Genomic DNA, 23,036 nt, shown 5'->3' on the forward strand with positions numbered 1-23,036 from the left:
GTATGCAATGACTGAAAAGGCCGACTTGGCTGGGGAGTTTGAAAATGAGCGGTTTGATGGCCCGTGCGGGCGCAATCCTGAAGACCAATCGGCGCGACGCGCGGACCGTGACAGCTGTAGTGCTGTTCTTCGGCGCGCTTGCCGCCGGCTCGGTGCAGGCACAGGATTTCGATGCCGACGCCACGATCAATATTGGTTCGCTTTACGAGCCGCAGAACCTCGACAACACCGCGGGTGCCGGCCAAGGCATCAATGAAGCCTTCAACGGCAATGTCTACGAGGCTCTTTTCCGCCTCTCCGACAGCGGCGCGGTCGAGCCGGTTCTTGCCAAGGATTACAAGGTGAGCGAAGACGGCCTCACCTATACGTTCACTCTGCAGCCAGGTGTTACCTTCCATTCCGGCGACCCGCTGACGTCCAAGGACGTGAAGTTCTCAATCGAGCGCGTTACTGCACCGGAATCGAAGAGTTCCCGCAAGAACAGCCTGAAGCCGATTGCCGGCATCGAGACGCCGGACGACGCGACCGTCGTCATCAAGCTCTCCTCGCGCTCGATCTCGTTGCGCTACAATCTGAGCTACGTCTGGATCGTCAACGACAAGGCGACCAACCTTACCGCGACCGAGGACGGCACCGGACCTTATAAGCTCGAAGACTGGCGCCGCGGCTCGTCGCTGCAGTTGACCCGCTTCGACAAGTATTGGGGTCAGAAGCCAAGCAATGGTGACGTCGTCTTCCAGTATTTCACCGAGGCGACGGCGCTCAACAACGCCCTGCTGACCGGCTCGGTCGACATCATCACCTCGGTCCAAAGCCCGGATTCGCTTGCCCAGTTCAAGGACAATCCGGACTTCACGGTTGCCGAAGGGCAATCCACGACGAAGCTGCTGCTTGCCTATAACGACCGCGTCGCGCCCTTCGATAATGTCAAGGTCCGCAAGGCGCTTGCCCGCGCTGTCGACGACGCCAAACTGCTGAAGGCCGTCTGGGGCGACTACGGCACGTTGATCGGCTCCATGGTTCCGCCGACGGATCCCTGGTATGTCGATCTCACCAAGGTCGATGCATACGATCCGGAAAGCGCAAAGGCGTTGCTCACTGAAGCCGGTTATCCTGATGGCTTCACCTTCACCATCGATACGCCGAACTACGACCCGCATCCGATCGCCGCGCAGTTCCTGCAGACCGAGCTCGCAAAAATCGGCGTGAAGGTGAACATCAACATCATCACCGCAAACGAATGGTACTCGAAGATCTACAAGGCGCATGATTTTCAGGCGACCTTGCAGGAACACGTGAACCACCGCGACATCGTCTTCTACGGCAATCCGGACTTCTACTGGGGCTACAACAACCCGAAGGTTGTCGACCTCATCAAGCAGGCCGAGGCAAGTGCCACGACCGACGAGCAGACGGACAAGCTGAAGGAAGCGAACCGCATCATTGCGGAGGACGCCGCCAGCAACTGGATCTACCTCTATCCGCAGATCGTCGTCTCGGCGAAGTCGGTCACAGGCTATCCGGTCAATGGTCTGAACTCGCAGTTCTTCGTCTCCGGCATCAAGAAGGCCGATTAAGCGCCATCCTTCGGCAAGCTTTGACCTTGTATAGTTTGCCCGCCCGGTCTACAGCGCCGTCGTGTCTTTTCAGACGCTCGGCGCTGTAGCGCTTTGCGTTGCTGCATGTTTTTCTCAAATCAATCTCCGCTTAAGAAAACATGCGATGGCGCCGGGCGAATTATGAATGAAAGGTGCCGGCTATTCTTTCCTATCTCCTGCGCCGTCTGGCCATCCTCATTGTCTCGATCCTGATCGCTGCAGCGGTGCTGTTCATGCTCCTGCGGCTGCTGCCGGGCGATCCGGCGAATGCGTTGGTTTCCGTGGGCGCTGATCCGGAACAGATCGAAGCCGCCCGCCGGCAGGTGGGCTCCGACCTGCCGCTTTCCGAACAGTTCCTGCGTTTCGTCCTCAGCCTGGCCCGCTTTGACCTCGGCAACTCCTTCATCAGCGGCGCCCCGGTTCTGCCCGAGATAGGTGACCGGCTGGCGGTCACTGTGCCGTTGACGCTGATGTCCTTTCTGCTCGCCATCGTAATTGCCGTGCCGCTCGGTATCGTCGCCGCAGTCAAGTCCGACCGGTGGTACGGCTCGGCGATCTCCGTCGTCTCGCAGCTCGGCATCGCCGTCCCGGTCTTCTGGATCGGCATCCTTCTGGTGACGGTCTTCGCCGTGAACCTGCGGCTTTTCCCGTCCGGCGGTTTTCCGTCGCGCGGTTGGCAGAGGCCGGAAGCCTCCCTTGAGGCCCTCGTTCTGCCGGTCGTAGCGATTGCGATCGTCATGTCCGCTTCGCTGATCCGCTACGTGCGCTCGGCGGCGCAGGACGTGCTTGGCAGCGATTATCTGCGCACCGCTCGCGCGCTCGGCGCAAGCTTTTCTGAGGCCCTCATCCGCCACGGCATCCGTAATGGCTCTGTGCCCGTCATCTCCATCCTAGGCATCGAGCTAGCCTCGACCCTTCTTGGCGCCGTCGTCGTGGAGCGCGTCTTTTCGCTTCCCGGCCTGGGCTCGATGCTGCTCCTTGGCATCGAGCAGCGCGATTATCCGAACGTCCAGGGCGTGCTCTTCATCTCCACACTCCTCGTCCTGCTGGTCGGCTTCGCTGCCGATCTCGTCCAGCGGCTCATCGATCCGCGCCTGCGCGGCCGCGTGGCGGGGAACGCGCCATGACCGACACGAGCCTCATCACCGATTTGCCGGAAGGTCGCATCCGCCATTCATGGATTTTCACCATAGGCGCCATCATCGTCGGCCTGCATCTCATGATCGGCCTTCTGACGCTCGTCTGGACGCCCTATGATCCGACCGCAATGTCCGGCGGACGGTTGGAGCCTCCGTCATTTGCCCATTTCGCCGGCACCGACCGGCTCGGCCGCGACCTCTTCACGCTGATCATGATCGGCTCGCGCATCGCGCTGATCGTTGGTACCGGCGCCGTCATCATCGGTGCGATCATTGGTATCACGATCGGGCTGCTCGCCGCCTTTGCCTCGAAAACGCTGGACGATGTGCTGGCAGCCGCGCTCGACATCCTGATTGCCTTCCCGACCCTGCTGCTTGCCATGCTGATCGTCGCCTCCAGCGAAGGTGGAAGCCTCTGGACTGCCATCATCGCGATCGGCATCGCCAATTCCGCCATCGTCGCGCGGCTCACCCGCATCCTGGCAAAACGGGTGCTGCAGATGGACTACATCACCGCGTCGCGGATATCCGGCACGTCCTGGCTCGGCGTGGTGATGATCCACGTCCTGCCGAACATCTGGCCGACACTGCTTGTCAATCTGGCGCTGCAGTTCGGTCTCGCAGTCATTGCCGAAGCCTCGCTTTCCTATCTCGGGCTTGGCGCACCGCCGCCGAACGCCTCCTGGGGTCGCCTGCTGCAAGAGGCGCAGGGAACCGTCTATTCCGCGCCATTCGGCGCCATAGCGCCGGGTATCGCGCTCGTATTGCTCGTCATAGGCATCAACCTGCTCGCCGACGGTCTGCGTGACATCGCCGACCCTACCCGCAGGAGGCGCCGGTGAGCCCGCTTCTCGCCATCCAGAACCTTTCGGTCCATGCCGGCGGCAAACCGCTGGTTTCGGACGTCTCATTCTCCATAGCAATGGGCGAGCGGCTCGGGCTGATCGGCGAATCCGGCTCGGGAAAGTCGCTGACAGCACTCGCTGCGATCGGCCTTCTGGCCGACGGGCTTAACGCCTCTGGTTCCGTCCTGCTCGACGGCAAAGAGGTTATCGGCGCCCGGGACCGCGATCTGGTGCCGCTCAGGGGCACGACGGCGGCCGTCGTTTTCCAGGAGCCGCTCACCGCCCTCGATCCGCTGATGAAGATCGGCAAGCAGGTTGCCGAGGCCGTGCGCCGTCGGGCAAGACGCGATGGCCGGCCGACCAACGACATGGCGGTGATACGCGAAGTTCTCGACCTGCTCGATCAGGTGGCACTGCCGCAACCGGAGCGCATCGCGAAATCCTGGCCGCACGAGATTTCCGGCGGCCAGCGGCAGCGCGCCGCGATCGCAATGGCGCTCGCGTGCCGACCAAAACTGCTGATAGCCGACGAGCCGACAACGGCGCTGGATGTCACCACACAGGCCGAGATCCTGAAACTGTTGGGCGAGCTCGTCAGCGAGCGCAACATGTCACTGCTCTTCATCAGCCATGACCTTCCGGTGGTCGCCAACGCGGTCGATCGGGTCATCGTGCTGCAGCACGGCCACATCGTCGAACAGGGCCCGGTCGCAACCGTATTCCAGCGTCCATCTCACGAATATACGCAGTCTCTCGTTGCGACGGCGCGCACTTTCGACAAGGCATTGGAGATTGCGCCATGAGCTTGATCGATGTCCGCAATGTCTCCTTCGGCTACAGCCGCAACCAAAAGATCCTCGACAGCGTCAGTTTCGAGCTGAGACAGGGCGCCAATCTCGGCATCGTTGGTGAATCGGGCTCGGGCAAGACGACGGTCCTGCGCCTGCTCCTCGGCCTGAACCGGCCATCGGAAGGTGCAGTTACCGTCAAGGGCACGCCGCTGGATCCGGGGAACGGAACCTTCATGCGTGGTTTCCGCCGGACAGTCCAGGCGATCTTTCAGGATCCCTACTCCTCGCTCGATCCCCGCCAAAACGTCTTCGACATCATCGCCGAACCATTACGCTCTTTGAAGATCGCAGGAGATACGCGAGCGGCGGTCATCACGGCGCTGGCATCCGTCGGGCTGCCCGCGGATGCTGCGAAACGCTATCCGCATGAATTCTCGGGCGGGCAGCGACAACGCATCGCTATCGCGCGGGCAATCGTCTCGCGACCGGAAGTGGTGCTGGCCGATGAAGTGGTGAGCGCACTCGATCTATCGACCCGCATACGGATCGTCGCGTTACTCAAGGAACTGTCGAAGACGATCACACTGGTGCTCGTCTCTCATGACATCGGCCTCGTCGCCTCGCTCTGCGAGGAGATGATCATTCTTGAACGCGGCAAGATCGTCGAAAGCGGCAAGACCCGCGATATCCTCGCCTCGCCGAGCCACGCCTATACCCGAAAACTTCTCGCCAGCATTCCCCGCATGCCTGCTTAACCCTATCCGTCGCGGCATTCCCGAAGGATCTGCCCGAACTGCGCATCTCGCCGTTACTCATGGGTGATGGCAGGAGGACACCCAAGCGCGTTCAGTTCAGAGGCGAATTACCCGGCCTGGTCGGATTAGACGGGGCATGATGGGTCAAGGATTTTCCCATTGCCTCGCACATTGCGACAGGGACGGCAAATGCGACTTCGAATCCATCCGGCGTCTGCATCGTGAGAATCAGGAAATTCGGATCTTGCGCGGATTCCAGTTTCCATTCACCGATCGAGAACACATAACGCGCCTTAGCTTCGCCTGTTTGCAATTTTAGCGCCGAGGACAACAGATGCGGCAGGGTCATGACGAGCGACGCCGCCTGATCGAACGGCATTTCAAGGGAAACGGGGCCACCTGAATCCTTCATGAAACCGAGTATGATGGTCTTGCCGCCGTCGGCGCCGCCGCAAGTTGTCAGTTGCCTGCTGATGATCCTGGAGCAGTTGGTCTTCATCGGATCGCCGCTCACGCTGCCTACTCCTCACCTCGTGCCGAATGCCAGAACCGGCGTCGGACACACCATGTGCCGCCTTTGTTATCCTGATGGAGTATTTCGATTAATCTCTTCCACTACTTCAATAATCCAGCCGCTGTTAACGGTCGATGACGGCCAGCCGCAGGAATTGTTTCAGCTGAAACATTGCCGAGAAGGCTCAGGTCTTCTGTGATCACACCCATGATATATTTGCTATACGGAATTTTCCTGGGATGACGTGACGGGATTTGCTCGCTTTCAGGCATTTCCGGCCAAGATATACCTATAACGACCATGCCCCGTTTCCAGAACACGACACTGGAAATCGATAGCGACGACGATGCGGTTAGAGCCACTTCGCGCGGCGGAAGAAACCGAAAAGGGTTAGACAGAGGACGGCGATGACACCCAGCACCATGAAATAGCCGTACTGGAATCTCAGTTCCGGCATATCGCTGAAATTCATCCCGTAGATGCCGGCGATTGCCGTCGGAACAGCGAGGATCGCCGCCCAGGAGGCAAGCTTGCGGGCGATCGCCGTTTGCTCTGTCTGACCGATCATTACACTGGCCTCGAAGGCGAATGCGAGGACCTCGCGCAGCGCGTCGATATCTTCCTGGACCCGGCGCACGTGATCCGTGACATCGCGAAACAGCGGCTGGAGTGTCATATCCATGCCCGGAAGATCGATGTGCTCGTATCGTCGACAGACGTCTACAAGCGGTACCACGGCATTGCGCAGCCGCAGCAGCTTGCGCCGCAGCAGGTAAAGGCGCTCGATGTCGGACTTTGTCAGCTGTTCGCGCAGCACCAGATCCTCGAGCGTCTCGATCTCCTCCTGCACCACCTCGATGACCGGCATGTAGTTGTCGACGATGAAGTCCAGGATGGAATAGAGAATATAGTTCTCACCATGTGCGAGTGAGGTCGGCGTAGCCTCGCATCGCTGTCTCACCGCGAGGTAAGAGGACGAGGCTCCATGGCGAACGGAGACGACGTAGCCGCGGCCGACGAACAGGTGCGTTTCGCCGAAGACGATCTCGCCGTCCTTCATATGGGCGGTACGAGCGACGATGAACATGGCATCGCCATAGATCTCCAACTTCGGGCGTTGGTGGGCCTTCGCTGCGTCCTCGATCGCCAGCGGATGGAGACCGAATTCGGCCTGCACCTGGTGCAGCAGCACTTCATCCGGCTCGTGCAAGCCGATCCAGACGACGGCATTCTCTCGGCCTCGCCATTCGGCAGCTTCTTCTATTCGGATGTCGCGAATGCGTTGCCCGCGCTCGTAAACGGCGGCGGCAACAACGCCAGGTCGTTCATACGGAGGCGTCGTCGGAGTGGTCGAACCGTCCCCGGAGCTCTTGGGGGCACGCGTTGAATCCTTGACCCTTCCCAAAGTTCTGTCTTCCTCCCCATCCGCACTGATCCGCATCTGTATGGCCTGTCCGTCAAGTCAGACGTCGTGCCGATCACCATAGTCCCATTTCGCTAAACTTGCATCCGGCTCTAGATCGGCACGGTACCGTGCGACATCCGCGGAAGCCGTCGCAGAAACCCGCCCCTTTGGAACGATTTTTTATCATTCGTCAGATTCTTAAATGATATAGTCTATGTATTTTATGGAAAATATCTCACCCTACCACACATCGCTTCCTGCAATTTGCAACCTCCAAGGGGGAAAGATCGACGATGACATTGGCAAAGATATTAAAGGTTGGCCTGTTGGGGCTTCTTGGCCTCGGCGCGATTTCCGGCGTGACTCTAGCCCAGGCCGATGCCCCTCTCCTTCCCAAGGCGCCGCCGGGAACCGTTCTGACGATCGGCGATCCGACGACCCAGAAGGCCCTTGAAGTGTCCGGCCTTATCAAGGAGCTCACCTTTGAAGTCAAATGGGCCAATATCAGCGGCGGGCCACAGACATCGGAAGCGTTCCGCGCTCGCGCACTCGATGTGGGATCGGTGGCCGAGATCCCATCGATCTTCGCCAACTGGAATAATCTGCCCGTCCGCAACATTGCCTATCGCGAACGTCGCGACCCGATCGCCAACCCGATCTACCGTTTTGGTGTCGCGCCAGGAGTGGACGTCAAGACCCTTGCCGATTTCCGCGGGAAACGCATCGCATTCAGCCCGGGTCAGGCTCAGGGTACGCTCGTGCTTCGCGCACTTCATGCCGCGGGTTTGAAAAGCAGCGATGTGACACTGGTCGAATTGCCGAGCACCGGTGACGTCTACCCAAAGGCGCTGGCGAGCAAGCAGGTCGATATCGCGCCGCTTGGCGGAGTAAACATCCGCCGCTACATCACCCAATATGGCCCTGACGGTGCCACGCTTGTGGAACACGGCCTGCGGGACGACCCGACCCATCTCTACGCGCCGCAATGGGTTCTGGACGATCCCGCAAAGGCGGCAGCTCTGGCGGAATACGTCCGTCTATGGGCACGCGCCACCGAATGGATCGATCAGCACCCGGAGACCTGGATCAAGGAATATTACGTTGGTCAGCAGGGTCTCAGCCAGGAGGACGGCGAATTTCTCGTCAAGTTGGCCGGCACGCAGGTGATTCCCGACGACTGGAGCGAAGTCAAGAAGCGCCACCAGGAGACGATCAATCTGCTGGCGGACGAGCTCGGCTACAAGCCGTTCGATGTGGAACAAATCTTCGACAATCGCTTCGAAAAGCTCGGCGCGGCAGCTTTGGCCAAGAGCCAGTAAGCCTCTGCATCCTGTCCAAGAGGAGATTCAATCATGGCAACCACCTGGGATGTGGATGGCGGGAAGTCAGCCCGGACATCCGACCGCGGAACTGCATATGCCGGTTCAACCACGACGCAAGCGGGTTTTCGTGCCCGCCGCAGACTGGGACCCGGACCTGCGATACCCTTCGGCTTGCAGATCGGACCGGCACTGCTTGTGCTGATCTGGGTTGTCGGCTCGGCGCTCGGATGGATCGACCCGCGCATACTCTCCGCACCGTGGACGGTCATCGAGGCCTTCGGAAGGCTGATAGAACAGGGTCGCCTGCAGGACAACTTCATCACCTCGACGACGCGCGCCCTGCTCGGGCTCAGCATTGGACTGGTGACCGGTACAATCTTGGCCGTCATCGCCGGTCTCTCGCGGATCGGCGAAGCGCTAATCGACGGTCCGGTCCAGATCAAGCGGGCCATCCCGACGCTGGCGCTGATCCCTCTGCTGATATTGTGGTTCGGTATCGGCGAGAGCATGAAGGTCACGACCATCGTCCTTGCCGTCATCGTGCCGATTTACATCCACACCCACAACGCACTTCGCAGCATAGACAGCCGTTATGTCGAGCTGGCGGAGACCCTGCGCATGAGCCAGAAGGACTTCATCCTCCAGGTGGTCTTGCCCGGTGCCCTGCCTGGCTTCCTTTTGGGCCTGCGCTTCGCAGTGACGCTTTGCTGGGTCTCCCTCGTCGTGGTCGAGCAGATCAACGCCACCAGCGGGCTCGGCTACATGATCGATCTTGCCCGTACCTATGGGCAGACCGACGTCATTCTCGTCGGCCTGGTGGTTTACGTGCTGCTGGGCCTGGTCTCGGACGGTCTCGTCCGCCTCATCGAAAGGAGGGTCCTCACATGGCGCCGCACTCTGGCCAGTTGAAGTCCGCAACCAAAGCCGTCCATGTCGGAAACCTCGTGCGCCGGTTTACAACGAAGACGATCCTGGACGGCGTGGATCTCGATATCGAGCAGGGCGAGTTCGTTGCCTTGCTCGGCAAGAGCGGGTCCGGCAAAAGTACCTTTCTCAGGGCCCTTGCCGGCCTCGACCACGAAGTCGAGGGAACCGGCAGCCTCAATGTACCGGAGAACCTTTCGGTGGTGTTTCAGGACGCCCGCCTGCTGCCCTGGCGCACCGTCCTTCAGAACGTCACGCTCGGCTTGCCCGGCGCCTCCGGTCAGGAAGCCGGAAGAAAGGCCCTGGCGGAAGTCGGCCTTCAAGGGCGCGAAAACGCCTGGCCGAACCAGCTTTCGGGTGGTGAGCAGCAAAGGGTCGCTCTTGCTCGCTCCCTGGTGCGCGAGCCGGGCCTGCTTCTTGCAGACGAGCCTTTCGGCGCGCTCGATGCGCTTACGCGGCTGAAAATGCACGATCTGCTGCGAGAATTGTGCACAAGACACCGCCCCGCCGTCTTGCTTGTCACCCACGATGTCGACGAGGCGATTTCGCTCGCCGACCGGATACTGGTTCTCGACGAGGGCCGTTTCATCGAAGACCTCAGGATCGACCTGGAGAGGCCCCGCGACCATGGCAATCCACGGTTCGGGCAGATACGCGGACATCTCCTGAGCCGGCTCGGGGTCGACGTCCCGGGCCGCAAGGCAGCCTGAAATCGACTAGGAAAAAGATCAATGAGCAAGAACAAGAGACAGATGCGGCTCGGCGCATTCATCATGGCGACCGGCCATCATGTGGCCGCCTGGCGTCATCCGAACGCGCAAGCAGACGCCGGTCTGAACATCGACCACTACCGGGAGCTTGCGCAGACGGCCGAACGCGGCAAGTTCGATCTGGTTTTCGTGGCCGACAGTCCGGCGGGCTGGGAGCGCGGCAAAGATCCCGAAGCCCTGCGTCGCACGGCGCAAGGAGCTCATTTCGAGCCTCTGACCCTGTGGTCGGCGCTGTCGCAGGCCACGAGCCACATCGGCTTCGTCGCTACGGCGTCAACCACCTATGAGGACCCCTATCTTCTGGCCCGCAGGTTTGCCTCCCTCGACTATATCTCGAAGGGACGCGCGGCCTGGAATGTCGTCACTACCGGCGCGGATGTTTCCAAGAACTTCTCTATCCCAGGCCATCCCGCCCATGCCGACCGCTACGCGCGCGCCGAGGAATTCGTCGATCTGGTCAAGGGATTGTGGGACTCCTATGAGGACGATGCTTTTATCCGTGACAAGGAAAGCGGTGTCTACCTCGATCCCGACAAAGTGCATCTCGTCGATCACAAGGGCAAATTCTTCTCGGTGACCGGCCCGCTCAATGTCGGCCGTCCCGTCCAGGGCCATCCGGTGATCGTGCAGGCTGGCGCGTCTGAACCCGGCCGCGAACTGGCCGCGCGCACGGCGGAGATGATCTTTACCGCCAACCAGACACTGGAGGATGCACAGGAATTCTACTCCGACGTCAAGATAAGGCTCGCCCGCTATGGGCGCAGGCCGGAGGAACTGCTGATCAGCCCCGGTATCTTCCCCGTCCTCGGCGGGACCGAAGCGGAAGCTCAGGCTAACTACGACCATATCCAGTCGCTCGTTCATCCCTCCATCGCCTGGAACATCCTTGCCCGTCACTACAAGGGTGTCGATCTTTCCGGTTATTCGCTGGACGATCCAGCCCCTCCGCTGCCGCAGGACACCGAGCTCAACAAAAGCCGTCTCAAGCTGGTCACCGATCTGGTGACGCGCAACAACCTGACGCTCCGCCAGTTCTATCTCGCCGTTGCGACTGCCCGGGGACACCGCACGGTGGTCGGCACACCGGAACAGATCGCAGACGCGATGCAGGAATGGTTCGACAACGGAGCCGCCGACGCCTTCAACATCATGCCGCCGATCCTGCCGACCGGGTTGACGGATTTCGTGGATCAGGTCGTTCCGATCCTTCGCAAGCGGGGTCTGTTCCGGCATGAGTACGAAGGAATGACGCTGCGGGAGAACCTCGGCCTTGAGCGACCACCGAACCGCTTTGTGCTTCAAGCACGGCAGGAGCAGGAGGCACGGGCCGTATGACCGCTCCCCGGCCGATTCGGTCTTTTTCCATTGATTTCCCCTACCCACAGAACACCAGGCCCATCGTATGAGCAGCAATTCCGAATTTCTTTGGTATGTTCCCAACGACGTCAAACCCGGCCACCGCGGGGATTCAGCCGTCGAGAACCACAATAACCTGGAGACGCTGACGGACCACGCGAAAGCCTTGGAGGAGCACGGATGGAAGGGTGCGCTCATCGGCACCGGCTGGGGCCGGCCCGACACCTTCACCGTCGCGGCCTCGCTTGCCGCCCGGACCACCACCTTCGAACCGCTCATCGCGATCCGTCCGGGCTATTGGCGGCCGGCGAACTTCGCTTCCGCGGCGGCCACGCTTGATCACCTCACCGGCGGCCGCCTGCGGATCAACATCGTGTCCGGCCAGGACAACCTCGCCGCATATGGCGACAGCGAGGGCGATCAGGCGCACCGCTATGCCCGCACCAAGGAATTCATGCGGCTCACTCGCAGACTATGGACCGAAGAAAATGTCACCTACGCCGGCGAGCATTTTCGGGTCACCGAGTCCACCGTGGTGCCGCGCATCGCGGTCCGCGGCGATCGTCTCCATCCTAAACTCTACTTCGGCGGTGCCTCGCAAGCGGCCGAACGGGTGTCAGCCACGGAAGCCGATGTTCAGCTCTTCTGGGGCGAGCCACTCGACGGGGTCCGGGAACGGATCGAGCGGCTCAAGGTGCTGAGCAAGGAACTGGGTCGCGACCTCCCTCCGTTGGAGTTCGGGTTGCGGATCACCACGCTCGTCCGCGACACGACGGAGCAGGCCTGGGCCGACGCCGAGGCGAAGGTCGCCGAGATGGCCAAGAGCAAGGGCGCCGGCTGGAATGACCACCGGCGAGCCCTCGCGGTGGGCCAGCAGCGACTGCTCGATCTCAACGCGCGCGGCGAGGTTCTCGATGACAACCTCTATACCTCGCCGGGCAAGTTCGGCGGCGGTGGCGCCGGCACGACGTGGCTGGTCGGTTCGGCGGCGGACGTTGCCCGCTCGCTGCGCAAGTACCAGGATCTGGGCATCACACACTTCGTGCTCTCCGACACACCGTACCTGTCCGAGATCAAGCGGCAAGGCGACCAACTGCTTTCGCTGTTGCGCAGCTGAGGCGGAGGTGCTTGGGTTGCTACAGTAGTTCTCGCCTACACTCGTGGGAGAGGTATGCTTGACTTGCATTCACGCCTAGGCCTTGGCGGCCATCCTATCGAAGTCTAATATACGTGGAGACGAGGAGACTTCGATGCCCTCAAGCTTCAACGTCCACGATGCGGCCGGCTATGAACAACTCATGGGCCGGTGGAGCCAAAAACTCGCGCCATTGTTCATCGACTTCGCGGGGCTAGCCGATGGCGAAAAGATTCTCGAGGTCGGCTGCGGCACCGGCAGTCTGACCTTCGCGCTCGCCAGGGCAGCCGATCTTCAAGAACTTGTCGCCATCGACTATTCGCCCGTCTTCGTCGAGGAGGCGAGCCGGCGCAACACCGACCCGCGCATAAGGATCCGGCAGGCGGATGCCTGTGCCCTGCCATTTGAGGATGACACGTTCGACCGCGCCTTTGCGTTGCTCGTGCTCCACTTCGTGCCACAGGCCGCCAAGGCGATTGCCGAAATGCGCCGTGTCGTGCGGCCCGACGGCATCGTCGCGGCCGCCGTGTGGGATCACATCGGCGGCATGCCCGGCATGCGCATGATGATCGACACGGTTGCGGCGCTCAACGAAGGCGGGCGCCAGCTGCGCTCCCGCTATTGCTTCCAGCCGATGATGCAGCCGGGCGAAATGAAGCGGGCTTTTGTCGGTGAGGGGCTCGCAGACGTCACGGAAACCCAGCTGATGATCCGCATGGATTACCAAAACTTCGACGACTACTGGGCACCGATCGCGGCAGGAGAAGGTCCGCTCGGCCAATATATGGCGGCGCTCGACGCTGCGGAGCGCGCGCGCATCGACGCGGCCGTACGCGACGCTTATGAGGCCGGCCGGCCCGATGGCCCACGGTCCTTTGCAAATGTCGCCTGGGCCTGCCGGGGCACCGTTCCCTGACCGCACAGCCGGAGAAACCCATCGTTCTGGCGGCGGAACAACCCTCGGCCACCGACCGCTCCAAAGCGCAAATACTCTGCCCGGACGCTCACCATGTTAAAGCTATGGGCGCCGACATCCCATTATGCGTCAACAGTGGCCTTGCGCATTACTTGGCATGTTTCATCCTTGACCTAAAATCGAGCGCTTTTGAAATCTAGATAGCTTGGAACTCACGTGCTTCTGCAAAAACTCAGGAGGTGATTGTGCAGGCAAGGATAGAAGATTATGCCCTGATCGGTGATTGTGAGACAGCGGCGCTGGTATCTCGGGATGGGTCGATCGACTGGCTGTGCTTCCCGCGCTTCGATTCGCCAGCGTGTTTCGCCGCGCTGCTCGGTTCCGATGACAATGGCCGATGGCTGATTTCGCCTTCAGCGACAGATTATCGCGTCACGCGACGCTATCGCAAAGACACGCTTATTCTCGAAACGGAATTCGAAACAGAAAGCGGTGCCGCAATAGTCTATGATTTCATGCCGCTTCGGGACGGCGCCAGCGATCTGATGCGCATTGTCGAAGGAAAGCGCGGCCGCGTCGATTTCGACTTCGAACTGATAGCCAGGTTCGACTACGGCCGGACCGTCCCTTGGGTGACCAGGAATGATGACTGCACCCTCACGGCAATCGCCGGACCGGATATGCTCGTCCTGACATCCGCAATTCCGCTCGAAGGCGAAGATATGCGCACCACCGGCAAATTCAGCGTCTCAGCCGGAGAGCGCTTGCCATTCACGCTGACCCATTGCCACTCGCACCTGTCGCGCCCAACGGCCAAGGACGTTGAAACCGCTCTTCAGAGCACCGAATCCTTTTGGCTTGATTTCTCTCAGCGCTGCCCGGACGTCGGGGTCTGGACCGATCAGGTCAAACGATCGCTGATCACGCTGAAGGCTCTCACCTACATGCCGACCGGAGGCATCGTCGCGGCAGCCACGACGTCTCTGCCGGAACAACTGGGCGGGTCACGCAACTGGGATTACCGCTACTGCTGGCTTCGCGACGCGACATTGACGCTGCTCGCCCTCATGAAGCTCGGATATTACGACGAGGCAGGTTCGTGGCGTAACTGGCTGCTGCGCGCCGTCGCCGGTGCTCCGGCGCAGATGCAGATCATGTATGGCGTTGCCGGCGAGCGCAATCTGCTCGAATGGGAGCCCACCTGGCTTTCAGGCTACGAAGGCTCGCGGCCCGTCAGAATCGGGAATGCGGCTGCGGAACAGTTCCAGCTCGACGTCTACGGCGAGGTCGCCGATGCCATGGCGCAGGCGCTGAAAGGCGGCTTGCCGGGGCATCCGCGCACGCACGCCCTAAGCGAAGTCGTCATGACATTCCTGGAAGAAGCCTGGCGAAAACCAGACGAGGGCATCTGGGAGGTCCGTGGCGGACCGCAGCATTTTACCCATTCCAAGGTTATGGCCTGGGTTGCCTTCGATCGGGCGGCTCGACTTGCGCTGGCCGAAGGCTCCCGGAAAGAAGCCCGACATTGGCTAAGGATCGCCGATGATATTCATGAAGAGGTGTGCCTGAAGGGTTACGATCCCGAGCTTGGCAGCTTCGTTCAGGCTTATGGATCGAAGACGCTCGATGCCAGCCTCCTGCAGATCGGTCTTGTCGGCTTTCTTCCGCCCGAGGATCCGCGCTTCACCGGAACCGTCAAGGCAATCGAGGAACGATTGATCCGCGACGGTCTGGTGCTGCGATACGAAACAGAAGAGGTTAACGACGGTCTGCCGCCCGGCGAGGGTGCATTTCTCGCCTGCAGCTTCTGGCTCGCAGACGCCCTCACGCTGATCGGCCGCGACGAGGATGCACGTAAGCTGTTCGAGAGGCTCCTGTCCCTATGCAACGACGTAGGCTTGTTGTCGGAGGAGTACGATCCGATCGCACAGCGGATGCTGGGCAATTTCCCCCAAGCCTTCAGCCATGTCGGCGTGATCAATACGGCGTTGAACCTTGCAAGACGGAGAGGTCCGGCAGAGGAGCGAGGCCGCAGGCAGCTTTGACGTGCGATGCCGTTTAGGCAAACGCGCCTGCGCACGCCACAGCACATTGGCCGGCCTCATTGTCGTCTCACGAATGGAAAGGGTCCTCCGTACCGCCGCGCTTGCGGCTCAGATGTCGATCACCACGTCATCCTGCGGCCGGGAGCAGCAGATCAGGAGATTTCCTTCCGCAGGTGGGTCGAGCGGATCAGGCTGGTAGGTGACAGATCCAGAGATCAATCCACTCTCGCAGTTATGACAGACACCGGTGCGGCACGACCAGCGAACGGGCACGTCACATGCCTCGGCCAGCTCCAGAATGCTCTGATAGGCCGAGGGTTTCCAGTGCGCGGCGATGCCGCTGCGCGCGAACGATACGAGCGGACCGGCGTCGGTATCGTCCTCCGGCGGATGCGCAGCCCGCGTCGCTGCACCCACTACGCCAGGAGTTATCGGCTCACTGCCGTCAAAGATTTCCGCATGAATGCGCTGCGGCGGCACGCCCAGATTCGCGAGCGCTTCTTTCATCGCTGCCATGAAACGCGGCGGTCCGCAGAGGTAGACATCAGCATCTCGCGGGATACCGACCTCATTTAAGACCGATTGGGACAAGTGACCCGTCGCGTCGAAGTCCTCACCCATCTTATCGCCCGCCCCTGGCCCGCTGTAGCAAACAAAGCTGCGGCCATGCGCGAGCGTGGGCATGAGCCGGCGGACTTCGCCGGCAAATGGATGATGCTGCCGATCGCGAGCCCCATGAAGCCACAAGACCGGCCGTGTAGATTGGGCAGCCGCCAGCGCGTTCAGCATCGCCAGAACAGGTGTCGCCCCAATTCCTGCGCTGATCAGTACCACCGGGCGCTCTCCGGATTGCAGTACGAAGCTTCCACGCGGCAAGCTGACGTCGAGAACGTCGTCCACCCGGACATTCTCCTTCAGGTAGGCCCCACCCGCTCCGTTGGGCTCGACCTTCACACTGATTCGATAGCACTCCGTCGAGAGAGGCCCGGAAAGCGAATAGCTGCGAAAAAGCGGCCGGCCTTCGGCGGTCGGTTGAAGACGCAAGACCACGTATTGGCCGGGCAGAGGTTCTTGCAGCGGCTGACCGTCCGGGCTCTTCATCGTGAGTGACAGGACGTCTGCGGACTCCTGCTCGATCCTCGTCACCGCAAGCGGCCGAAATCCTGGTGCAACCGGATGCGCAGCTGCCGCCGGCGCAAGCCCCGCGTTACCACTCCGCACAGCAGTGGTTTGGCTCTGCACCAGCGCCTCAAACGAGAAGCGCCATCCGGGCGAAAGTGCTTCGATCCCCAATGCGCGCTCCAGTCGGCCGCGCGGATGATTGGACGAATAGAGGAGCGCGTTGATCTCTGCGACGGTCATCCGCTCCTTTGCTTCTCCCACCTTCACGATGGCATCGCCGACGCCCACCTCCCCTTCCTGCAGGACGCGGAAATAAAATCCGGGTCGTCCGCTGCCTGTCAGCAAAGCGGGCATCCGGGGCTCGTTCATGCGAATGCCGACGCGATAGCAGGTAACACGCGGTTGAGTGACTTCGAACAGCGCACTGCCAATCTGATAGCGGTCGCCAATGCACACGACATCGTCGGGCAATCCTTCGATCGTGAAGTTCTCGCCGAACTGCCCGTGGACGAGATCGGTCCTCTTCAACTGCTCCTGCCAATAGCGATAGGACTCGATCTGGTAGACGAAGACGGCGCGCTGCTCGCCACCATGCCCGGCGAGGTCGCCTTGTCCGTCTCCTTCAACATTTAGATGGCCGACCCGACAGCGACCAGGTACCGGTTCCTTCCATATCCCGGTATGCACAGTGCGCCCTTTCCACTCTATGTCACGCGGAAGTCCGACGTTCACCGATAGTAGTCGAGCCATGACGTTTTGCTCTCCTGGTGATGGAAGTCCTACCGCCTTAAGTCATCGGCTCATGTGGTAGTGGCTCGCGGCCAATATGCCCTCTCATGGCCGTTTATGGGGAGGGAGCGCCTCGGTGACGGTAAGATCGCGATCGGGGCCATGCGGAACCACGGCCTGCCCCGGCTCAAGGCGGAGCTGAATGCCGTCGAGCTCCACCGAAAGCATGTCCGGTTCGAACGACACCAGGTCGGAGATGCGGCTCACCTCGCGATAGGCCTCTCGATACGACCACGCCGCCCGCTTGGCGTCGCCGATGTCATAATAGCTGCACAGCCCTTTGTACGGGCAGAATGTCTGAAATTCCACGGCGGTCAATGCGGCTTCATCGATGTCAGCGCGCACAACGTACCAGCGCGGCGCGAAACCAGACTCGTAGAGCACGACCGGCCGCCTTGTGTCGGCAATGATGCGATCTCGATGGCGGACGACGAGGTTGCGGGAGGCTTGGCGGATGTCGATGCGATGGTAGCTGTCGGCGGCATGGCCGACGATGCGCTCGTCTTCCTCATAGAAAGCGTCCATGGCCGGCCATGCAAACGCGACGCGCGCCTGCAGCTCCCTCGCGTAATCGGGCAAGTCGATGTGCTGCCATGCCCCTCTTTGGGCGTTCCCGTCACCCGATCGCACCGTGTACCAGGCCGTAAGCCCCAGGTCGCGATGCCGGGTGGTGTGCTCAGTGCGTTGCAGGGCGTCTGAGGAAATGTCGCTCTCTGGAAAGTAAGCCACCGGATAGCGTCCCGGTTCAAACAGCAAGACAACATTCTCGCTGTCGGCGATCCATGCCCCTCCAAAACGCACTCGCATGCGCCGGTGGAGCCGTTCGGCGTACAACAATCTCTCGGGCAGCGGTTCCGGCAGGAGAAACTGGCCAATTGCCCCCGGGGAGAGTGGACCTTGTTGCCAGGACAGTCCCATTGCTTGTCCTTCGACAGGTTAACCCGTCACGATCACACTGTGATTTATCGGAGCTTCGTCCGGTCGCGGATTAGTCATCACAGTTCGATGTAGGACGGACAAAGCTGCCGTCAAGGCGATCTTCCCGGAACTGCGGTCGACACGCCGCTTGGCGAAATTAACGGATTGGCCGAATTAATTCTTCATAAGTCCGCCTGACGAGGCCGTCTTCCCGCCGGGCTGCATTTCTTTAAGATGGTTCCGATCCGGCAATTCAACGCGATAGGGAGGTTTCGATGCCGCTTGGAGGCTGCCTGTGTGGCGGCGTTCGTTACGAGATCGTCGGCGAGCTTAGCCAGCCAATCGCCTGTCATTGCTCCCAATGCGCCCGCGCAAGCGGGAACTTCGCAGCCATGGCATCTTGCCAATCGGCTGACCTCAACGTCCTAAACTCCGAGACACTGCGATGGTACCAATCGTCCGCCCAGGTGCAGCGTGGCTTCTGCTCGCTCTGTGGCGGCAACCTGTTCTGGAGATCCTCATCGGGTACCGAGACGTACGTCACCGCTGGAAGCCTCGATCGCCCGACCGGTCTTCGTTTAAGCGAGCACATTTATGTAGGTTCCAAGTCGGATTTCTATGACCTTAACGATGATCTTCCGAAGAAAGAGGAATGGTAGGCGGAAAATCGATAGCTCTTTGGAAAATTGAAAGAAGTTCGACTTTATCTTTTTTAGCGAAAATCAATTTTCCGGTGAGGAATATAGTGACTGGCAGAGAGAATTTGTGCTTGACCGATCGCATTATCAATGTCAGCGCCGAGGCTATCATGGTCACAGACGACCGGAACCTCATCGTTCGCATAAATCCGGCCTTCACGCGCATCACCAGTTACACTGCCGAGGAGGCCATCGGAAGACCGCCCAGCCTGCTGAGCTCAGGAAAACAGTCAGCGAGGTTCTATGAGGACATGTGGTTTGCCCTCAAGCACCGGGGCTACTGGCAGGGCGAAATATGGAACAAAAGAAAATCCGGCGAAATATACGCCGAATGAGTTTCGATCAATATTCTAACAGATGAGAGCAACAGGATAACAAATCACGTAGCGTTCTTCTCTGACATAACCCTGCAGAAAGAAAGCCACGCACAGATGCACCGTCTCGCGCATTTTGATTCGCTGACGGGCCTCGGCAATCGCCTGTTGATGCGAGACCGCCTGTCGCAGGCAATGTCGGCGGCACAAAAATCCAATCGGCGCGTAGCGGTGCTATTTATTGATCTCGATCGATTCAAGCAGGTGAATGACCAGTATGGTCATCATCTCGGAGACTCTCTTCTGATTGCTGTCGCCGACCCAATGAAACTTGTCCTAAGGGCAGACGACACGATCTTTCGCCAGGGCGGCGACGAGTTTGTCGCCATCCTTGCCAATATTGCAAATCCACGTGGCATCGCCTTTGCCGCCAGACGGCTGGTACGCGAACTGTCTCGGCCCTACGCCCTGTCAAACCAGGTCGTCGAGATTGGGGCGTCTGTCGGCATATCAATCTACCCGGACGACGGCGTTAGCATCGAGAGTCTCCTGGAGACGGCGGATGCGGCGATGTATCAGGCTAAAGCCGGCGGACGCGGACGAATTTTCACAAGTCAGTCATCTCAGCTCATGATGAGCGCAGGCTAGACGATCAAAGTGTCGCGAAAATCCGCTCTCGCTGGTTGTCTCATCTTGGCCGAACCTGAGGATTCTTGATCCAGGACAACCTGTGTGCGAATTTTCCTGTATTCTCGGGATACTTCCGCACTTGCTCGCTTGACTCCTGGGCCGGCGCTGACCACTTGTTGTCCATCCGCGAACAAGAAGAGTGGCCGCAAATGACCCCTGCCGATTTCACGCAATGCCTGTTGATCCTGCGGTGGACGCCGATCAACCTCGCGAGCGCATTACAATGCGACCTCGCTTTGGTCGAAGCCTGGGAAAGCGGAGAAGAGGAAGTGCCGGAGAAGCTTGCCGCATGGCTGGAGGCGCTGACCAAGGCTCACCAAGCGCTCGGGGTTCCGGACACCTATCGTGGCTGGCGGCATACCCCGAAGCGATGATGCCCCAGGTGAAACGCGCTCTGTATGTTGCAACGCTTTCCTGCGTCACGCGAACTGCGTGAGCACGTCCCGCAGCGTTTGCAGGAAAATATCCGCATGCTCGACGCCAAAGGGAAGCGGCGGCCGTAATTTCAGAACATTGCCGTGGATGCCTGCGGCGCTGATGAGCACCTGACGATCACGCATCCCGTTGACGACCTTCAAGGACAGCGCGCCATCCGGCTCACGGCTCTCCCGATCCCTGACGAATTCGAGGCCAAGGAAAAGGCCTGCCCCTCTGACGTCGCCGATCGATGCAAAAGACTGCTGCAGCTTTCGCATGCCGGCCAGCATGTAATTTCCAGTGTCGTGCGCTTTTCCCATCAGCATTTCGTCTCTGATGACATCGAGAACTGCCGAGGCGGCCGCGATGGAAACATGGTTTGCGCCGAACGTGTTGAAATAGCGGATGTCCTGTCCGAAGCGTTCCTGAATTTCCGCCTTCATGACGGCGGCAGCAATCGGCATGCCGTTGCCCATCGGCTTTCCCATGACGGCAATGTCCGGCACGATGCCATGACGCATGAAACCCCACATATGCGTACCGAGGCGGCCGAATCCCGGCTGAACCTCATCGGCGATGTAAAGCGCGCCTGCATCATGAACGACGTCGAGTGTTTTTTTCAGGAAGCCGGCGGGATCCGAGAATATCCCATCGGTCGAGAAGATCCCGTCGGCGATGAACGCCGCGGGCTTGATGCCGCGCCGGCGCATGAACGCGATGGCTTTGGAGACATCCTCCGCCAGGGCGTCTCCCACATCCCGGCCTCCCGAACGGTAGCTGTCGGGTGCCGGAACCGTCAGAACATGGGCACCGAGCGGCATGTTGGGGCCGAGCGATGGTGAGATCTCGGCAGCCGATGCCGTCACGCCGTGATAGGCGTTCTCAGTGATGATGATGCCGGTTCCCCCCGTGTAATAACGGGCGATGCGCAATGCCAGGTCAACTGCTTCGCTTCCTGTGCAGGTATACATGACGCGGTCAATCTCATCGGAAAATGTCGCCAGCAGCCGCTCGGAATAGTCGAGGATCTGTTCTCCCAAATACCGCGTGTGCGTGTTTAGGATCGCGGCCTGTCGGGCGATCGCCTCAACGACCTTCGGATGGCAATGCCCGACGGAAGGCACATTGTTATAGGCGTCGAGATAGGCGGTGCCATCCGCATCATAGAGCCAGACACCCTCGGCGCGGACGACATGAAGAGGATTTTCGTAGAAAAGCCTGTAGGACGGGCCGAGCAACGCCTGCCGCCGTTCGATGAGTTTGCGCTCCCTGTCCGGCAGGCTCCCCAATCTTTCGGCATCGAACCCATTGACCATGGTTGCGGCTGGCGTGCTGGAAACCGGTTTGTTCATGATCGTCATTCCCCATCGCAAGGCCTTATCGATTGGCAGCGCGAAACCGCTCGATCGCGTTTTCCTTCGAAATCCCGTCGAGGCGCGCAAGCTGCTGCCACACAGTCGGACTGTTCAACGTAAATCGTTCAGCATGTTCCGGAAAGAGTTGCGCTCGCCACTGCGGGATGGCAAGCCGCATCACCAGGCGCATGACCGCTGCAGGATAGAGAAGCCCGATTTCCCCATCCGACAGGCGCTTTTCGGTTCGGTAACCCCTCAGGAAATCGCATATGGCTTCGACCGGGTCATCGGCATTTCCCATCTGGTAGGCCGCGGCGACCGCGACATCGAAAAGTATGGGCGCATGCACCATGTCGCCAAAATCGATAATGCCGGTGATTTCATCGGGCATGTCAGGATCGACGAGGATGTTCTCCATGTTGAAGTCGTTGTGGATGATCTGTGAGGGCAAGGAAGCCATGGCCGGCACGATTTCAGCCCCGAATTCGTTAATGGCCCGTTCCAGCCGCGCCCGTTTTGCGGCATCGGGAAAAGCAGGCATGAGGTCGCGCATGCCCATTGCATGTTTCATGTCCCAGGTAATCCGGTGAAATGCAGCCTCATGCGAGAAGCTCTCCAGCGCCTTCTGCATGCGTCCGAGAAGAATGCCGATGCGGCGGCGCTGAATTGCGGAATGCGGTGAGGTGCGTTGCGCCGTTCCCCGAAGGAAAGTCACCATTCGGACGCCACGCTCGCTGCCATCGTCGGCCACCACGCGGAAATCTGCCTCACCATCTTTCGTGCGGACGATGCGTTGCACGGGAATGCTCGGCTCGAGCGCCTCGACATGAAGAAGCGCCTGGCTATGCATGTTTGTCACACGCGGATCTTCGGCGGGGTTCAGAATTTTCAGGAGATAGGCTGTACCGCCCGCGAGCGTTATACGGTAGTTACTGTCCTTCTCTCCCCAAAGCCATTCGGCACGCCCGCCCAACCCATATTTCTCCAGGGCAATACGCTCCGCCTGGTCGGCCGGCACTGCGGCGGCACCGGTTTTCAACTCCGCGCCCAAGCCGTTTTCGTCTGCCTCTGTCTTTATGGCGGGCATCGTCTTTCCTATTATGTCCTGAAGCGCCTCTGGCAAACGCTGCCGGGCGCGCCGTTTCCCATTGCCTGCCCAATCAGGCGCGTGAAGCTGCCATTTCGTCGAGCGCCCGCGCCCCTCGCCTCCCGTCCTGT

General features: G+C 60.2%; 23 protein-coding genes. 16 read left to right on the forward strand and 7 right to left on the reverse strand.

The window, feature by feature from the left end; genetic code table 11:
• Positions 1 to 44 precede the first annotated feature (44 nt).
• The 5 genes from AAE029_RS13205 to AAE029_RS13225 all read left to right on the forward strand — a co-directional run bounded on the left by AAE029_RS13205 (position 45) and on the right by AAE029_RS13225 (position 5,128).
• Entirely contained in the window at positions 45 to 1,577 is a 1,533-nt protein-coding gene (locus AAE029_RS13205) for an ABC transporter substrate-binding protein (RefSeq protein ID WP_371073308.1), read from the forward strand.
• 173 nt (positions 1,578 to 1,750) lie between these two features.
• A complete protein-coding gene (locus AAE029_RS13210) occupies positions 1,751 to 2,725 on the forward strand; it encodes an ABC transporter permease (protein WP_371073309.1) in 975 nt (324 codons plus the stop codon).
• The gene (locus AAE029_RS13215; protein ID WP_371073310.1) at positions 2,722 to 3,579 is read left to right on the forward strand and encodes an ABC transporter permease; all 858 of its coding nucleotides are present in this window, start codon (positions 2,722 to 2,724) and stop codon (positions 3,577 to 3,579) included. The genes AAE029_RS13210 and AAE029_RS13215 overlap by 4 nt, the downstream gene beginning before the upstream one ends.
• Positions 3,576 to 4,385 (forward strand): ATP-binding cassette domain-containing protein, encoded by an 810-nt coding sequence (locus tag AAE029_RS13220; protein ID WP_371073311.1) that lies wholly within the window; start codon positions 3,576 to 3,578, stop codon positions 4,383 to 4,385. Before AAE029_RS13215 ends, AAE029_RS13220 begins: the two co-directional genes overlap by 4 nt.
• Entirely contained in the window at positions 4,382 to 5,128 is a 747-nt protein-coding gene (locus AAE029_RS13225; RefSeq protein ID WP_371073312.1) for an ABC transporter ATP-binding protein, read from the forward strand. Before AAE029_RS13220 ends, AAE029_RS13225 begins: the two co-directional genes overlap by 4 nt.
• 91 nt (positions 5,129 to 5,219) lie before the next feature.
• On the opposite strand, the gene AAE029_RS13230 is transcribed toward AAE029_RS13225, so the two are convergent.
• The 3 genes from AAE029_RS13230 to AAE029_RS13240 all read right to left on the reverse strand — a co-directional run bounded on the left by AAE029_RS13230 (position 5,220) and on the right by AAE029_RS13240 (position 7,047).
• The gene (locus tag AAE029_RS13230; RefSeq protein ID WP_371073313.1) at positions 5,220 to 5,642 is read right to left on the reverse strand and encodes a hypothetical protein; all 423 of its coding nucleotides are present in this window, start codon (positions 5,640 to 5,642) and stop codon (positions 5,220 to 5,222) included.
• 101 nt (positions 5,643 to 5,743) lie between these two features.
• A complete protein-coding gene (locus AAE029_RS13235) occupies positions 5,744 to 5,944 on the reverse strand; it encodes a hypothetical protein (RefSeq protein ID WP_371073314.1) in 201 nt (66 codons plus the stop codon).
• A 50-nt stretch (positions 5,945 to 5,994) separates the two neighbouring features.
• A complete protein-coding gene (locus AAE029_RS13240) occupies positions 5,995 to 7,047 on the reverse strand; it encodes a magnesium and cobalt transport protein CorA (RefSeq protein ID WP_371073315.1) in 1,053 nt (350 codons plus the stop codon).
• 293 nt (positions 7,048 to 7,340) lie between these two features.
• On the opposite strand from AAE029_RS13240, the gene AAE029_RS13245 reads away from it, so the two are divergent.
• The 7 genes from AAE029_RS13245 (at position 7,341) to AAE029_RS13275 (ending at position 15,515) form a co-directional block, all read left to right on the forward strand.
• The gene (locus AAE029_RS13245; protein WP_371073316.1) at positions 7,341 to 8,366 is read left to right on the forward strand and encodes an ABC transporter substrate-binding protein; all 1,026 of its coding nucleotides are present in this window, start codon (positions 7,341 to 7,343) and stop codon (positions 8,364 to 8,366) included.
• 33 nt (positions 8,367 to 8,399) lie between these two features.
• Entirely contained in the window at positions 8,400 to 9,278 is an 879-nt protein-coding gene (locus AAE029_RS13250; protein WP_371073317.1) for an ABC transporter permease, read from the forward strand.
• Positions 9,254 to 10,003, forward strand: a complete 750-nt coding sequence (locus AAE029_RS13255; protein ID WP_371073318.1) for an ABC transporter ATP-binding protein — start codon at positions 9,254 to 9,256, stop codon at positions 10,001 to 10,003. Before AAE029_RS13250 ends, AAE029_RS13255 begins: the two co-directional genes overlap by 25 nt.
• Before the next feature lie 21 nt (positions 10,004 to 10,024).
• Positions 10,025 to 11,398, forward strand: coding sequence for an LLM class flavin-dependent oxidoreductase (locus tag AAE029_RS13260; protein ID WP_371073319.1), 1,374 nt, complete (start codon positions 10,025 to 10,027; stop codon positions 11,396 to 11,398).
• 67 nt (positions 11,399 to 11,465) lie between these two features.
• Positions 11,466 to 12,536, forward strand: coding sequence for an LLM class flavin-dependent oxidoreductase (locus AAE029_RS13265; RefSeq protein ID WP_371073320.1), 1,071 nt, complete (start codon positions 11,466 to 11,468; stop codon positions 12,534 to 12,536).
• Positions 12,537 to 12,669: 133 nt separating this feature from the next.
• Positions 12,670 to 13,470 (forward strand): class I SAM-dependent methyltransferase, encoded by an 801-nt coding sequence (locus AAE029_RS13270; RefSeq protein WP_371073321.1) that lies wholly within the window; start codon positions 12,670 to 12,672, stop codon positions 13,468 to 13,470.
• A gap of 245 nt (positions 13,471 to 13,715) precedes the next feature.
• Positions 13,716 to 15,515 (forward strand): glycoside hydrolase family 15 protein, encoded by a 1,800-nt coding sequence (locus AAE029_RS13275; protein WP_371073322.1) that lies wholly within the window; start codon positions 13,716 to 13,718, stop codon positions 15,513 to 15,515.
• Positions 15,516 to 15,623: 108 nt separating this feature from the next.
• On the opposite strand, the gene AAE029_RS13280 is transcribed toward AAE029_RS13275, so the two are convergent.
• Positions 15,624 to 17,387: an MOSC domain-containing protein gene (locus AAE029_RS13280; RefSeq protein ID WP_371073323.1), complete on the reverse strand. Its 1,764-nt coding sequence runs from the start codon at positions 17,385 to 17,387 to the stop codon at positions 15,624 to 15,626.
• Positions 17,388 to 17,471: 84 nt separating this feature from the next.
• Positions 17,472 to 18,344: a DUF427 domain-containing protein gene (locus AAE029_RS13285; RefSeq protein ID WP_371073324.1), complete on the reverse strand. Its 873-nt coding sequence runs from the start codon at positions 18,342 to 18,344 to the stop codon at positions 17,472 to 17,474.
• Between the two features lie 275 nt (positions 18,345 to 18,619).
• On the opposite strand from AAE029_RS13285, the gene AAE029_RS13290 reads away from it, so the two are divergent.
• The 4 genes from AAE029_RS13290 to AAE029_RS13305 all read left to right on the forward strand — a co-directional run bounded on the left by AAE029_RS13290 (position 18,620) and on the right by AAE029_RS13305 (position 20,420).
• Positions 18,620 to 19,003, forward strand: a complete 384-nt coding sequence (locus tag AAE029_RS13290) for a GFA family protein (RefSeq protein ID WP_371073325.1) — start codon at positions 18,620 to 18,622, stop codon at positions 19,001 to 19,003.
• Positions 18,997 to 19,377 carry a PAS domain-containing protein gene (locus tag AAE029_RS13295; protein ID WP_371073326.1) on the forward strand — a complete coding sequence of 127 codons (381 nt, stop codon included), beginning with the start codon at positions 18,997 to 18,999 and terminating at the stop codon, positions 19,375 to 19,377. Before AAE029_RS13290 ends, AAE029_RS13295 begins: the two co-directional genes overlap by 7 nt.
• Before the next feature lie 96 nt (positions 19,378 to 19,473).
• Positions 19,474 to 20,004, forward strand: a complete 531-nt coding sequence (locus AAE029_RS13300) for a diguanylate cyclase domain-containing protein (RefSeq protein WP_371073327.1) — start codon at positions 19,474 to 19,476, stop codon at positions 20,002 to 20,004.
• 191 nt (positions 20,005 to 20,195) lie between these two features.
• Positions 20,196 to 20,420 (forward strand): hypothetical protein, encoded by a 225-nt coding sequence (locus AAE029_RS13305; protein WP_371073515.1) that lies wholly within the window; start codon positions 20,196 to 20,198, stop codon positions 20,418 to 20,420.
• Between the two features lie 45 nt (positions 20,421 to 20,465).
• Here AAE029_RS13305 and AAE029_RS13310 read toward each other — a convergent pair whose 3' ends face one another.
• Entirely contained in the window at positions 20,466 to 21,815 is a 1,350-nt protein-coding gene (locus AAE029_RS13310; RefSeq protein ID WP_371073328.1) for an aspartate aminotransferase family protein, read from the reverse strand.
• Between the two features lie 25 nt (positions 21,816 to 21,840).
• Positions 21,841 to 22,905: a phosphotransferase gene (locus AAE029_RS13315; protein WP_371073329.1), complete on the reverse strand. Its 1,065-nt coding sequence runs from the start codon at positions 22,903 to 22,905 to the stop codon at positions 21,841 to 21,843.
• Positions 22,906 to 23,036 lie beyond the last annotated feature (131 nt).

The organism is Sinorhizobium sp. CB7 (assembly GCF_041357635.1).
Lineage (GTDB): Bacteria > Pseudomonadota > Alphaproteobacteria > Rhizobiales > Rhizobiaceae > Rhizobium.